Source organism: uncultured Cellulomonas sp. (assembly GCF_947494015.1).
Taxonomy (GTDB): Bacteria; Actinomycetota; Actinomycetes; order Actinomycetales; family Cellulomonadaceae; genus Pengzhenrongella.
Genome location: NZ_CANLTL010000002.1, coordinates 89,232 through 101,616, shown reverse-complemented (window position 1 = coordinate 101,616; position 12,385 = coordinate 89,232). Strand labels below are relative to the sequence as shown.

Below are 12,385 nucleotides of genomic sequence, written 5' to 3'. Positions count from 1 at the left end.
AGCGTCGGTGCGTCGGCGTCACTGCATCGCGGCGTCACCGGCCCGCCGGAGCAGCCCGTGCGGGTCGTGCAGCACGCGGTGCCCGTCGCGCAGCACCCGACGCGTCCCGGCGTCGAGCGGCACGTCGGCCCACGTCGAGGGTGCCAGCCCCAGCTCGACCACCAGGCCCGACGGCAGCCGGAACCTCCGCTCGAGGAGCGGGCCCCAGGCCTGCGCGCGGACGAGCTCGCTGCCGGGGCGCAGCAGGCCGAACCACGTGAGGTCGTCCGCGAGCCCGGCCGTGCCCGGACCGAGCACCACGACGTCCACGTCGCTGGTGGTCCGCGCGGCGTCGCGGGCGTACGAGCCCACCAGCGCGACGGCGTCCACGTCGGGGCGCGACCGTGCCCACCCGGTCACGTCGGTCAGCAGCCGGTGCACCTCGGCGTGGCGGTCAGCAGAAGGCTCCGGCACGCCCACCATCGTCGCAGTGCGGCCGCGCCCACCGCGCCCCACGGCGACGTGGACCGTGCGGTCAGATCCGGCCACGCACCGGGGTTCGGTCGGCCGGGTCGGCGTCGTCGGGCATGGCCATCTCCACGCGCACGCCCAGCAGGCGGACCTCGCGGTCCTCGAGCCGCTCCGCGAGCGCCGCCGCGGCGGACACGACGTCGCCGCCGTCGCTGCTCGGTGCCGGCAGCGTGCGGCTGCTCACCTTGGTGACGAAGGGCGCGTACCTGACCTTGACGGCGACCCGGACCACCGGACGACCGTCCGCCGCGGCGTCCGCGGCCACCTCACGGGCGAGCTCGGCGACGGCCGCCCGTACCTGCTCGGGCGTCGTGAGGTTCTGCTGGTAGGTCGTCTCCCGGCTGTGGCCGCGGGGGACCCACGGCGTGTCGTCGACCGTGGTCGGCCCCAGGCCGTGGCCGAGGTCGCGGTACCAGACGCCCATCCGCGGGCCGAACTCCGCGACCAGCGCCTCGAGGGACGCGGCGGCCAGCTCGTCGACCGTCCGGATCCCCAGCGCGGCCAGCCGGCGCGAGACCTTCGTGCCCACGCCCCACAGCTCGATGGTCGGACGGTCACCCATCACCTCGAACCACGTCTGCGCGGTGAGCCGGAAGACGCCGGCCGGCTTGCCGAAGCCGGTCGCGATCTTCGCGCGGACCTTGTTGTCGCCGATGCCGACCGAGCAGTGCAGCGCGGTGGCGTCCAGCACCGCGCGCTGCGCGCGGCGCGCCAGCGACTCCGGGTCGGGGGTGCGGGCACCGAGGAAGGCCTCGTCCCACCCGAGCACCTCCACCACGGCCCCCAGGGTCCGCAGCGTGGCCATCACCTCGGCCGACGCGGCCTCGTACGCCGGCGCGTCCACGGGCAGGAACACCGCGTCGGGCGCCTTGCGGGCGGCGATCCGCAGCGGCATGCCGGACCCCACGCCGAGGGCGCGCGCCTCGTACGACGCGGTGGACACCACCCCGCGTTCGGTCGGGTCCCCGCGGCCGCCCACGACGACCGGCCGACCGGCCAGCTCCGGCCGTCGCAGCAGCTCCACCGCGGCGACGAACTGGTCGAGGTCGACGTGGAGCACCCAGTCCGTGCGCGTGCCGTCCATCCGGTGAGTGTGGCCCGGGCGCGCCGGTGGACCAAGGGCTCCGGGTGGTCGCCACCTCGCGTCCGCACGCCGCCATCGGACCCAGCGGCCGGACGACGTCGTGCCGGCAAGCCGTCGTGGCCGGTCGGTGGCAGAGTGGCGGCCGGTCGGTCATGACCCGACGCCCACATCGCAGCACCTCGCATGGAACGGGACCACAGATGGCAGCCGGACTGGCGGCACTCCTGGACGACATCGCGGCGCTGGCCAAGCTCGCCGCCGCCTCGGTCGACGACGTCAGCGCGGCGGCGGGCCGGGCCAGCGCCAAGGCGGCCGGCGTCGTCATCGACGACACGGCCGTGACACCGCGCTACGTCTCGGGCTTCACCGCCGACCGCGAGCTGCCGATCATCCGGCGGATCGCCGTCGGGTCCCTGCGCAACAAGCTGCTGTTCATCCTCCCGGCGCTGCTGCTGCTGAGCCAGCTCCTGCCGTGGCTGCTGACGCCGATCCTCATGGTCGGCGGCACCTACCTCGCGTTCGAGGGCGCCGAGAAGCTGTACGAGGCCGTCACCGGGCACGGCACGCACGGGGCCGAGGACCAGCGGACGGCCGCCCCGGTCGCCGCGCAGGGCGAGGACGTCGAGAAGACGATGGTCAGCGGCGCGATCCGCACCGACTTCATCCTCTCCGCCGAGATCATGGTGATCGCGCTCAACGAGGTCGCGGGCGAGGGGCTGGTGTCGCGCGCGATCATCCTCGCCGTGGTCGCGGTGGGCATCACGGTGCTGGTGTACGGGATCGTCGCGCTGATCGTGAAGATGGACGACATCGGGCTGGGCCTGGCCCGCACGCGCAACGGTGCGGTCGCGTCCACCGGTCGGTTCCTCGTGCAGGCGATGCCCAAGGTGCTCGCCGTGCTGTCGACCGTGGGGATCGTCGCGATGCTCTGGGTGGGCGGCCACATCCTGCTGGTCGGCGCCGACGAGCTCGGCTGGCACGCCCCCTACGAGCTCGTGCACCACGCCGAGGAGGCCGTCCACGACGTGGCCGGGATCGGCGGGTTCCTCGGGTGGCTGGCCAACACGCTGGCCTCCGCGCTCGTCGGCGTCGTGGTGGGCGCCGTCGTCGTCCTGGTCATGCACCTGGTGCCGCGGCGCGCGGGCGCCGGGGCCGGGCACTGATGTCAGACCTCGTCACGGTCGAAGGAGAAGCACGCATGAGTGGTCAGCGGGTCCTGTTCATCGGCGGCAGCGGCATCATCAGCTCCGCGTGCACGCGGCTGGCCGTGGAGCGGGGGCTCGACGTCACGCTGCTGAACCGCGGCACCGGCCGCCGCCCGGTGCCCGAGGGTGCCCGGCAGGTGGTCGCCGACGTCCGGGACCCCGCCTCGGTGCGCGACGCGCTCGGGGACCGCGAGTGGGACGCTGTCGTGGACTGGGTGGCGTTCACCCCCGACCACGTCCGTACCGACCTCGAGCTGTTCGAGGGACGCACCGGGCAGTACGTGTTCATCAGCTCCGCGTCCGCCTACCAGACGCCGGCGGCGCGGCTGCCCATGGTGGAGTCGACACCGCTGCGCAACCCGTACTGGCAGTACAGCCGGGACAAGATCGCCTGCGAGGACGTGCTGGTCGCGGCCTACCGGGACCGCGGCACGCCGGTGACGATCGTGCGTCCCTCGCACACCTACGACCGCACGGTGGTGCCGTTCGACGGCGGCTGGACGGTCGTGGAGCGGATGCGTCGGGGTCAGGAGATCGTCGTGCACGGCGACGGGTCGTCGCTGTGGACGCTGACCCACCACGCCGACTTCGCCCGCGGGTTCGTGCCGCTGCTGGGCAACCCGCTCACGTTCGGCGAGGCGTTCCACATCACCTCGCACGAGGCGCCCACCTGGGACGCCATCGCGCACTCGCTGGCCCGTGCGGCCGGGACCGAGGCGCGCATCGTGCACGTGCCCTCGGACGTCATCGCCGACCTCGACCCGCAGTGGGGCGCCGGCCTGCTCGGCGACAAGGCGAACTCCTCGACGTTCGACACCTCGAAGCTGCGCAGCGTCGTGCCGGACTTCGTCGCGACCATCCCGTTCGAGCAGGGGGCCCGGGAGATCGTCGCCTGGCACGACGAGGACCCCGCGCGCCGCACGGTCGACGCCGGGATCGACCGGCTCATGGACGACCTGGTCGAGCGGTTCCGGGTGGCCGGGCGCTGAGCCGACCGGCCGGCCCCGACCACCGGTCACCGGCCCCTGCCGGGGGCCGGCTGGGCGCTCAGCGCTCGGCGTCCACCACGACGGGGCGTCGCTGCGCCGCGCCGGCGCGACGGCGGGCGTAGACCAGGGTGCCGAGCAGCGCCACCCCGCTGACGACGAGCAACGACGCGGTGAACACGTTGACGAACGGCAGGTCCACGCCGGCCATCCCCAGGATGCCGACCGCCAGCAGGGCCATCGCGGCCAGGATGGCGACCGCGGCCCGGGGCCAGCTGTGCGCCACCTCGTCCATCCCGGTCGACGCCTTGCCCTTGGCGTAGGCGAGCGGGCGCGCGGCCCAGGCGAACTGGGTGGCCAGGATCGCCAGCCCCGCGGCGACGAGCACGAAGCCCGGGCCGGGCAGGACGAGCAGCGCGATGCCCGCCAGAGCGAGGGCGCCGCCCACGATCGCCACCATCACGCGCTTCACGACACAGGCCTCCGGGCTCGGGTAGGGGTCGGCACCGCGGTGCCGACCCCGCCGAGGATACGTCGGGTCCCCGCGCGAGGTCAGTCGGCGGTGGGGAGGGCCAGTGCGCGCACGGTCTCGAGGGTGTCCGCCTCGGCCGCGGTCTTGTCGTCCCGGTAGCGCAGGACCCGGGCGAACCGCAGCGCCAGGCCGCCCGGGTACCGGGTGGACCGCTGCAGCCCGTCGAACGCGATCTCGACCACCTGCTCGGGTCGCAGCCGGACGGTCCAGCCGTCGTCGTCGACCGCGAGCTCGCTGAACCGTTGCGTCTGCCATGCCAGCATCTCGTCGGTCATGCCCTTGAACGTTTTGCCCAGCATCACGAACCCGCCGGCCGGGTCACGGGCGCCGAGGTGGATGTTCGACAGCAGCCCGGTGCGCCGCCCGGAACCGCGCTCCACCGCGAGGACCACGAGGTCCAGCGTGTGCCGCGGCTTGACCTTGACCCAGGCGCCGCCGCGCCGGCCCGCCTCGTACGGGGCGGCGGCGTCCTTGACGATCACGCCCTCCTGGCCGGCGGCGACCCACCCGGCGAACGCGGCCTGCGCCGCGGCGACGTCGTCGGTCACCACGCGCTCCACGGTGTGCCCGGCCGCGACCCGGTCGAGCACCGCGAGCCGCTCGGTCAGCGGCTCGCCCATGAGGTCCCGGCCGTCCACGTGCAGCACGTCGAAGAAGAACGGGCTGAGCTCGGTCGCCTCGGCGAGCTCGGCGTCCCGGGTGGCGCTGCGCGAGGCCGTCTCCTGGAACGGTCGCGGCCGCCCGGCCGGGTCCAGGGCCAGCGCCTCGCCGTCCAGCACGACGCTGCGCACGGGCAGGGAGCGGACGACGGCGACCAGCTCGGGGACCCGTGCGGTGATGTCGTCCAGGCTGCGGGTGAACACCCGCACCCCGTCGCCGTCGCGGTGCACCTGCACCCGGATGCCGTCGAGCTTGGCGTCGACGACGACGGCGCGGCCGGTGAACCCGTCCAGCGCGGCCGGCACGTCCGGCGCCGAGGCCGCGAGCATCGGCCGCACGGGGCGGCCGACGGTCAGCGTGAACGCCGCGAGCGCGGCCAGCGCGTCCTCGGGGTCGGCGGCGGCGAGCGCGGCCGCCGCGACCGGCTCCGAGGCGCCGGCGAGCATCGCGGCCCGGCGGACCGCGTCCGGGGGCACGCCGGCCGCCTCGGCGACGGCGTCGAGCAGCAGCGCGTCCAGGGCGCCCTGGCGCAGCTCGCCGGTGACCAGCCCCCGCAGCAGGTGCTGCTCGGGTGCGGTCGCCGCGGCGAACAGCCGGCCGGCCAGCCCCGACCGTGCGGTGGCCGACCCCGGGCCGGCGAGCGACGCCATCTGCTCGAACAGGGCGTCGACCTCCAGCACGTCGAGCGACGGCTCGGTGGCCGGCTGCGGCAGCGAGCCGAGCGACCGCCAGCCCAGGCCGGTGCGGCGCTGACGCAGCTCGCCGGCGAGGTACCGGGCGACGACGGGGACCTCGTCGGGTCCGGTGCGGCGGAGCAGGTCGACCAGCAGCGCACGCTTGGCCAGCCGTGACCGGGTGGCGGCGAGGGCCGTGGAGGTGGCGGCGACGTCGGCGAGCAGCACGCCGCCATCCTCCCGGGCCGGGGCGGGCGCCGCCCGCCGATGCCTACCAGCGGTAGTCGAGGAACTTGCCGTCCAGCGTGATGACGACGCGGTCGCCGTCCGGGTGCGGGCGGCGGGCGATGTCGACGCGGAAGTTGATGGCGCTCATGATCCCGTCGCCGAACTCCTCGTGGATGAGCTCCTTGAGGGCCGGTCCGTAGACGTGCACCGCCTCGACCAGCCGGTAGACGGTCGGGTCGGCCAGCCGGGCCGGGTCGCTGCCGCGGGAGGGCTGCAGCCGCAGGCTCTCCGCGACGGCGTCGTCCAGGCCGAGCAGGTCGCACACGGCCTGCGCCTGCTCGGCGGTCATCGGGTGCTGGCCGAGCAGGGCCGCGGTCGTCCACACGACCGGCGCCCCGATCGCCTCGGCGATCGCGGCCCAGGTCAGGCCGCGCCGGATCCGGGCCGCGACGACGAGGTCCGCGGCGTCGCCCTTGGCGAGGACGGGGGTGGTGCTGGCGACCCGAGGCGCGACGGCGGTCACCGGGTCACCGCCGCGACCTTGTCGGTGGCCGACGACGGCGCAGCGGCCGACGGCGCGGCGGGCGACGACGCGGCGGCCGGCTCGAGGGCGGCGGCGGGCCCGACGACGTCCGCCGGGGCGGGCGGCAGGCGGCGTCCACGCGTGGGGCCGGTGCGGGCGTGGGTGGCGTACAGGGTCAGGCCCACGAAGGTCAGGCCGCCCACGAGGTTGCCGATCACCGTCGGGATCTCGTTCCAGACCAGGTAGTCGCCGAGCGAGAAGTCGCCGCCGAGCAGCAGCCCGGACGGGAACAGGAACATGTTGACGACCGAGTGCTCGAAGCCCATGTAGAAGAACACGAGGATCGGCATCCACATCCCGATGACCTTGCCCGAGACGGACGTCGACATCATCGCGGCGACCACGCCGGTCGAGACCATCCAGTTGCAGAGCACGCCGCGCAGGAAGAGCGTCAGCATCCCCGCCGCGCCGTGCTCGGCGTAGCCCAGGGTGCGGGCCTCACCGATCGCGCCCAGCCGCTGGCCGATCTCGTCCGGGGGCAGGGAGAAGGCGAACGTGACGATCACCGCCATGAACAGCGCGACCGTGACCGCGCCGGCCAGGTTGCCCAGGAACACCAGGCCCCAGTTGCGCAGCACGCCGCGGACCGTGACCCCCGGGCGCCGGTCGATCAGCGCGAGCGGCACGAGGGTGAACACCCCGGTCAGCAGGTCGAACCCCATGAGGTAGAGCAGGCAGAACCCCACCGGGAACAGCAGCGCACCGATCAGCGGCTGGCCGGTCTGCACGGTCACCGTGACGGCGAACGCGGCGGCCAGCGCGAGGATCGCGCCGGCCATGTAGGCACGGATGACCGTGTCGCGGGTGGCCATGAAGACCTTCGCCTCGCCGGCGTCGATCATCTTGGTCACGAAGTCCGCGGGACTCACATAGGACATGGCGTCACTCCGTCGCTGTCGCGGGTGGACGGGCGGCGGTCCTGCCGGCCCGCCATCAGGCTGGCGCCGGGGTGTTTCGTCGGTGATAACGCGTCGTCTCGCTCGGGGAAAGTCGCCCTCACAGCAGCGGCCGGGCGGCTGTGAGCGGCCGGCTACGCCAGCGCGCGGGCGAGGTCGCGCAGCCAGGCGAGGACCTCGGCCGGACCGTCGAACGACGTGCCCGCGACCGCGGCGACCTCGGGGGCCATGTCCGGCCCGTGCACGACCAGCGCGTGCCCGCCCAGCTCGCCGACGGCGGCGAACGCCGGCAGGTCCCCGCGGTCGTCCCCGGCGTAGGCGACGACCTCCAGGCGCGCGTCGGCCACGATCCGGCGCAGCGCCGTGCCCTTGTCCTGCTGCACCGGGGGGCGCAGCTCGGCGACCATCTTGCCGGGCTCGTGGTGCAGCCCGGTGTCGGCGCAGATCGCGGCGACGGCGGCCGTCACCCGCCCCTCGGCCGCGGCGGGGTCCGTCGCCCGCCGCCAGTGCACCGCCACCGCGAGGCCCTTGTCCTCCAGGTGCAGGCCGGCGACGTCGTCCAAGTCGTTCGCGAGGCGGTCCCGCGCGTCGTGCACCACCGGGCGCCACCGGTCCACCTCGGGCAGGACCTGCGCCGCGCCGTCGACCCAGTGCTCGACGCCGTAGGAGCCGTACAGGTCCACGCCCGGCACCGGCGCCCGGTCGGCGAGGAAGGCCGCGGGGCGGCCGGAGACCAGCGCCACGACGTCGAGCCGCCGCGCGACCTCCTCGAGCACCTCGAGCGTGCCGTCCAGGGGCCGGCTCGCGGCGGGGTCCTCCACGATCGGTGCGAGGACCCCGTCGAAGTCCATGACGAGCCCTGCCCGTCGGCCGGGCTCGGACAGGGAACGGATGACGTCGGCTGCGGCTGTCATGGTCCTGAGTCTGTCAGGGGCGCGGGTCGGGGGCTCGGGTCAGCGGCGCTCGCGGCGGTACAGGGACCGCGACCAGGCCAGGCCGAGGACGGCGACCAGCACGGTCCAGCCGAGGGTGAGCAGGGTCGTCGAGGCGGCCGGCGGCGTGCCCGCGAGCAGGGACCGCGTCGTCTCGATGATCGGGGTCAGCGGCTGGTACTCGGCGAACCACCGCACGCCCGCCGGCATGGTCTCCACCGGCACGAACCCGCTGCCGAGGAAGGGCAGGGCGGTCAGCAGCATCGGCGTGTTCGACGCCGTCTCCACCGACCTCGCGGCCAGCCCCATCGCCACGCAGAGCCAGCTGAACGCGAAGGTGACCAGCGCGAACAGCCCCGCCAGCGCCAGCCAGCCGAGCCCCCCGGCGGACGGCCGGTAGCCGAGTGCGACGGCCAGGCCGAGCACCACCGTCACGGCGATCAGTCCCTGGACCACCGTGCCCAGCACCGGCCCGCCCAGCACGGACGCGGACGAGATCGCCATCGTCCTGAACCGCGCCATGATGCCGCTGGTCGCGTCCATCGCCGCGGTGATCGCGACGCTCTGCGCCGCGCCGATCACGCCGAACAGCAGGATCGCGGGGGTGATGTAGTCCAGGTACGCCGCGCGGCCCGCCGCACCGGGGTCCACACCGGGGGCCACCCCCGCGCCGACCGCCCCGCCGAAGACGAAGACGAAGAGCAGCAGCAGGACGATCGGGATGGCGATCGTGAAGCTGGTCAGCCCGGGGTAGCGCATCGCCCGCAGCAGGTTGCGGCGCAGCATGGTGAGCATGTCGGCCAGCGGCCGGGCGCCGGTGCCGGGCGTGAGCGTGACGCTGGTCATCGGGCCACCTCCGTCGTGTCGGTCGTGTCGGTCGTGGGGCTGGGTGTGGCCGTGGCCGTGGCCCGGCCGTCGGCGGCGGGCTCGGTCAGGCGCAGGAAGACGTCGTCGAGCGAGCCGGTGTCGTGCGCGGCCTTGAGCTCGGCCGGCGTGCCCTCGGCGACGATGCGGCCGCCGTCGAGCACCGCGACGCGGTCGGCGAGCCGGTCGGCCTCGTCCAGGTACTGCGTGGTCAGCACGATGGTGGTGCCGGCCGTCACCAGGGCTCGGACCTCGTCCCACAGCGTTCGCCGACTGCGCGGGTCCAGGCCCGTGGTGGGCTCGTCGAGGAAGACGACGCCGGGGGAGCCGACCAGCGTCATCGCCAGGTCGAGCTTGCGGCGCATCCCGCCGGACCACGTGGACACGGGCTTGCGCGCCGCGTCGGTGAGCGCGAACTGCTCGAGCAGCGCCCGGGTGCGCTCGCGTCCGGCGCGGCGGCCCAGGTGGTGCAGCGACGCCATCAGGCCGAGGTTCTCGGCCCCGGTGAGCAGGTCGTCGACGGCGGACACCTGGCCGGTGACGCCGATGGCGGCGCGCACCGCGTCGGGCCGCGCGACGACGTCGTACCCGGCCACGCGGGCGGTGCCGGCGTCCGGCCGCAGCAGCGTGGACAGGATCCCGATGGTGGTGGTCTTGCCGGCGCCGTTGGCGCCGAGCAGTGCGGTGACCGTGCCGGTGCGGACGGCGAGGTCGACGCCGTCGAGCACGGTCTGGTCGCCGTAGGACTTGCGCAGACCGCGCACGTCGACGGCGAGGTCGGTGGTCATGGCGGTGCTCCTCCTGGGTCTCGGGTGGTGGGGTGCGGGAGGTCAGGGACGGCGGACGATGACGTCGCCGTAGGCGGTGCTCGCGTGGATCTCGGCGGTGCGCTCGTCCGCGACCGGTCCCTCGCTGGGCATCAGCGCGTTGCGGACGGCCCCGTGCTGCGACGCGACGTCGAGCCAGGCGGCGGTGCCCTCGGGCACGCCGACCTCGATGGAGCCGTAGGAGGTGGTGAGGGTCACGGAGCCGAGCTCGACGTTGTTGACGCGGATGCCTGCGTGCGCGGACCTGACCGTGAGGGTTCCCCGCACCTGCTCCACGGCGATCTCGGCGTGCGCGCCGACGATCTCCAGGGTGCCGGTGACGGACCCGACGGTGGTGGTCCCGTTGCTCGCCTTGATCCGGCCGTCACCCGCGACCTCGCTGACGCGCACCGAGCCCGCGCTCGCCCGCACCCCGATCGGACCGGCCACCCGGCCGACCACGACGGAACCGGCCGAGACCCGCAGGTCGACGCGGTCGGCCTCGTGGACGCGGGCGTCCCCGCCGTTCAGCGTGAGGTCGACCGTGCCGAGCCTGCCCTCGGCGTACAGGGACCCCGCCTTGCCGCTGAGGTCCGACCCGGAGGGCACCTCGATGGTGACGATCGCACCACCGGACGCGAAGGGCAGGACGTACTGCTTCCAGGCGGCGGGGTAGATCACCGTGACCGCGTCACCGTCGCGGGCGACGCGCGTCTCCTCCGCGGCGCGCACGGACCCGGACTTCGCCGGGTCGGCCGGCAGCACGGTGACGACGACGTCGTCGCGATCCCCGGCGACGACGTGCAGGTTGCCGAACGGGACGTCCACGACGACGGGGACGGGGGACGGGGCGGGGAACGTGGGCATGAGGTCTCCAGGCGAGGGCGAGGCGCACGACGTCGCGTCGTGCGGTGTGGTCCGGGGGAGCCGGGTGTGCGTGGTGCGTGGGCGAGGCGGGCGTCGGTGCCGGTCAGCGCACCCAGCCGGTGTGACGCCTGGTCGTCCCGGGCTGCTCGCTGCGCGACTGCGGCGCCGGCCCGCACGTCGGGTCGACGGCGGCGGCGACCGCCCGGACGAGCCAGGTGTTGACCGAGACCCCTGAGCGGGCGGCGGCGGTCTCCACCTGGGCCTTGAGGTGGTCGGGCAGCCGGAGCGTCGTGCGTGTGGTGGACCCCTCGGAGTCCACGGACGACCCCGGCATGTCAGCCGGGGACAGGGCAGGCGACAGCGCCGGCGACGGCGCCGGTGCGGCCGGCTCGGCGCCGCCGGCGGGTGCGGCGACGACGAACTCCGGCTCGCCGCCACGCAGCCGGACGTCGACCGAACCGGGGGCGAGCTCCGCCGAGATCTCACCGGCGGCCGCCGAGAGGGCCTCGAGCAGCACGAGCCGCACGGCGGCGTCCAGCGGTGCGGTGAGCCGCCGAGCGAGCTCACGTGCGTCGTCGCCGCCCGCGTCGGCCGCGGTGGCCAGGCGCTGCTGGAGGTCGGTGACGTACGGCTCGAGATCCATGACGCCATAGTGGCACCACCATGGTGTCAATACAAGGCATCAAGTGACGCCATGTGGTGTCGGTCAGACATGGCTGGCCGACATGCCGGTCACAGGTCGTCCTCAGGCTCGGTGGTCACGCTCGTCCCGGCCCTGGGATCGGCTCGGGGCGCACAGGGAGGCGGACATGACCATGAGGAAGAAGATCGCGGCTGCCGGGATCGCCGGGCTGCTCGGCGTCACCGGGGTGGCCGTCGTGGCGCCGACGGCCCTCGCGACGACGACGTCGGAGGACGGTGCCGGCTCCACCGGTGTGGCCGGTCGCCTGGCGCGGATCGCCGAGGCCCTGGCCGGGCTCGTCACCGACGGCACGCTGACCCAGGAGCAGGCCGACGCGGTCGCCACGACGCTGGACGAGTCGGACGCGCTGCGCGGCGGGCACGGGGGGCCGGGCCGGTTCGGCGGTCGCGGGGGCGTCGACCTCTCCGCTGCGGCCCAGTCGCTCGGCATGACCGTCGACGAGCTGCGGGCAGCGCTCGGGGTGTCCGGGACGACGCTCGCCGACGTGGCCCGTCAGCAGGGCGTGGACACGTCCGTGGTGGTCGACGCGCTCGTGGCGGCCGCCACCGAGCGGATCTCCGCGGCGGTCGAGGACGACCGGCTCACGCAGGAGGAGGCCGACGACAAGGTCGCCGCACTGCCCGAGCGGATGGCCGCCCTGGTCGAGGAGGAGCTGCGGGGCGGCGGTGGCCGTGGGCACGGTGGTCGGCCGGAGGGGCTCACCGACGACGGCGCCGTGCCGGACGGCGGCGCCGCATCGGACGACGGTGCCGTGCCGGACGACGGCGCCGCGTCGGACGGTGGTGCCGTGCCGGACGGCGCGGCGGCCTGAGGCCTGGGCCGGGTCGGCCGCGTCCCGGCGGCCGACCCGGCGGG

At 74.9% G+C, this 12,385-nt stretch carries 14 protein-coding genes; 3 read left to right on the top strand and 11 right to left on the bottom strand.

Annotated elements, in window-relative coordinates; all coding sequences use genetic code 11:
- Nucleotides 1-18: 18 nt before the first annotated feature.
- Both Q0840_RS02340 and Q0840_RS02335 read right to left on the bottom strand, forming a co-directional pair.
- Nucleotides 19-453, bottom strand: a complete 435-nt coding sequence (locus tag Q0840_RS02340; protein WP_298455773.1) for a nucleotidyltransferase domain-containing protein — start codon at nucleotides 451-453, stop codon at nucleotides 19-21.
- A 61-nt stretch (nucleotides 454-514) separates the two neighbouring features.
- Nucleotides 515-1,594, bottom strand: a complete 1,080-nt coding sequence (locus Q0840_RS02335; RefSeq protein WP_298455770.1) for a DNA polymerase IV — start codon at nucleotides 1,592-1,594, stop codon at nucleotides 515-517.
- A 200-nt stretch (nucleotides 1,595-1,794) separates the two neighbouring features.
- On the opposite strand from Q0840_RS02335, the gene Q0840_RS02330 reads away from it, so the two are divergent.
- Both Q0840_RS02330 and Q0840_RS02325 read left to right on the top strand, forming a co-directional pair.
- Entirely contained in the window at nucleotides 1,795-2,757 is a 963-nt protein-coding gene (locus tag Q0840_RS02330) for a DUF808 domain-containing protein (protein WP_298455767.1), read from the top strand.
- Nucleotides 2,758-2,792: 35 nt separating this feature from the next.
- On the top strand, nucleotides 2,793-3,788 hold the full coding sequence (locus Q0840_RS02325; protein WP_298455764.1) for an SDR family oxidoreductase: 996 nt from the start codon (nucleotides 2,793-2,795) through the stop codon (nucleotides 3,786-3,788).
- Between the two features lie 58 nt (nucleotides 3,789-3,846).
- On the opposite strand, the gene Q0840_RS02320 is transcribed toward Q0840_RS02325, so the two are convergent.
- The 9 genes from Q0840_RS02320 to Q0840_RS02280 form a co-directional block, all read right to left on the bottom strand.
- Nucleotides 3,847-4,257 (bottom strand): PGPGW domain-containing protein, encoded by a 411-nt coding sequence (locus tag Q0840_RS02320; RefSeq protein ID WP_298455762.1) that lies wholly within the window; start codon nucleotides 4,255-4,257, stop codon nucleotides 3,847-3,849.
- An 80-nt stretch (nucleotides 4,258-4,337) separates the two neighbouring features.
- The gene (locus Q0840_RS02315) at nucleotides 4,338-5,879 is read right to left on the bottom strand and encodes an ATP-dependent DNA ligase (RefSeq protein WP_298455760.1); all 1,542 of its coding nucleotides are present in this window, start codon (nucleotides 5,877-5,879) and stop codon (nucleotides 4,338-4,340) included.
- A 43-nt stretch (nucleotides 5,880-5,922) separates the two neighbouring features.
- Nucleotides 5,923-6,402 carry a cyanase gene (gene cynS, locus Q0840_RS02310; protein WP_298455758.1) on the bottom strand — a complete coding sequence of 160 codons (480 nt, stop codon included), beginning with the start codon at nucleotides 6,400-6,402 and terminating at the stop codon, nucleotides 5,923-5,925.
- Nucleotides 6,399-7,340: a formate/nitrite transporter family protein gene (locus Q0840_RS02305; protein WP_298455755.1), complete on the bottom strand. Its 942-nt coding sequence runs from the start codon at nucleotides 7,338-7,340 to the stop codon at nucleotides 6,399-6,401. The genes cynS and Q0840_RS02305 overlap by 4 nt, the downstream gene beginning before the upstream one ends.
- Nucleotides 7,341-7,492: 152 nt before the next feature.
- A complete protein-coding gene (gene otsB / locus Q0840_RS02300) occupies nucleotides 7,493-8,272 on the bottom strand; it encodes a trehalose-phosphatase (protein WP_298455753.1) in 780 nt (259 codons plus the stop codon).
- Nucleotides 8,273-8,311: 39 nt separating this feature from the next.
- Nucleotides 8,312-9,136 (bottom strand): ABC transporter permease, encoded by an 825-nt coding sequence (locus Q0840_RS02295; RefSeq protein WP_298455750.1) that lies wholly within the window; start codon nucleotides 9,134-9,136, stop codon nucleotides 8,312-8,314.
- Nucleotides 9,133-9,942 (bottom strand): ABC transporter ATP-binding protein, encoded by an 810-nt coding sequence (locus Q0840_RS02290; protein WP_298455746.1) that lies wholly within the window; start codon nucleotides 9,940-9,942, stop codon nucleotides 9,133-9,135. Before Q0840_RS02290 ends, Q0840_RS02295 begins: the two co-directional genes overlap by 4 nt.
- A gap of 42 nt (nucleotides 9,943-9,984) precedes the next feature.
- Nucleotides 9,985-10,827 carry a DUF4097 family beta strand repeat-containing protein gene (locus tag Q0840_RS02285; protein WP_298455744.1) on the bottom strand — a complete coding sequence of 281 codons (843 nt, stop codon included), beginning with the start codon at nucleotides 10,825-10,827 and terminating at the stop codon, nucleotides 9,985-9,987.
- Between the two features lie 103 nt (nucleotides 10,828-10,930).
- Complete coding sequence (locus Q0840_RS02280; protein ID WP_298455741.1) at nucleotides 10,931-11,470, bottom strand: histidine kinase; 540 nt, start codon at nucleotides 11,468-11,470, stop codon at nucleotides 10,931-10,933.
- 166 nt (nucleotides 11,471-11,636) lie between these two features.
- Between Q0840_RS02280 and Q0840_RS02275 the strand changes: the two genes are divergently transcribed.
- A complete protein-coding gene (locus Q0840_RS02275; RefSeq protein WP_298455738.1) occupies nucleotides 11,637-12,341 on the top strand; it encodes a hypothetical protein in 705 nt (234 codons plus the stop codon).
- The last annotated feature ends 44 nt before the right edge of the window (nucleotides 12,342-12,385 follow it).

What these genes read in the sequence shown, in the direction of transcription:
- Q0840_RS02335 (WP_298455770.1), bottom strand. Translation starts at nt 1,594, where the DNA reads ATGGACGGCACGCGCACGGACTGGGTGCTCCACGTCGACCTCGACCAG.
- Q0840_RS02330 (WP_298455767.1), top strand. Translation starts at nt 1,795, where the DNA reads ATGGCAGCCGGACTGGCGGCACTCCTGGACGACATCGCGGCGCTGGCC.
- Q0840_RS02325 (WP_298455764.1), top strand. Translation starts at nt 2,793, where the DNA reads ATGAGTGGTCAGCGGGTCCTGTTCATCGGCGGCAGCGGCATCATCAGC.
- Q0840_RS02305 (WP_298455755.1), bottom strand. Translation starts at nt 7,340, where the DNA reads ATGTCCTATGTGAGTCCCGCGGACTTCGTGACCAAGATGATCGACGCC.
- otsB (WP_298455753.1), bottom strand. Translation starts at nt 8,272, where the DNA reads ATGACAGCCGCAGCCGACGTCATCCGTTCCCTGTCCGAGCCCGGCCGA.
- Q0840_RS02295 (WP_298455750.1), bottom strand. Translation starts at nt 9,136, where the DNA reads ATGACCAGCGTCACGCTCACGCCCGGCACCGGCGCCCGGCCGCTGGCC.
- Q0840_RS02290 (WP_298455746.1), bottom strand. Translation starts at nt 9,942, where the DNA reads ATGACCACCGACCTCGCCGTCGACGTGCGCGGTCTGCGCAAGTCCTAC.
- Q0840_RS02285 (WP_298455744.1), bottom strand. Translation starts at nt 10,827, where the DNA reads ATGCCCACGTTCCCCGCCCCGTCCCCCGTCCCCGTCGTCGTGGACGTC.
- Q0840_RS02280 (WP_298455741.1), bottom strand. Translation starts at nt 11,470, where the DNA reads ATGGATCTCGAGCCGTACGTCACCGACCTCCAGCAGCGCCTGGCCACC.
- Q0840_RS02275 (WP_298455738.1), top strand. Translation starts at nt 11,637, where the DNA reads ATGACCATGAGGAAGAAGATCGCGGCTGCCGGGATCGCCGGGCTGCTC.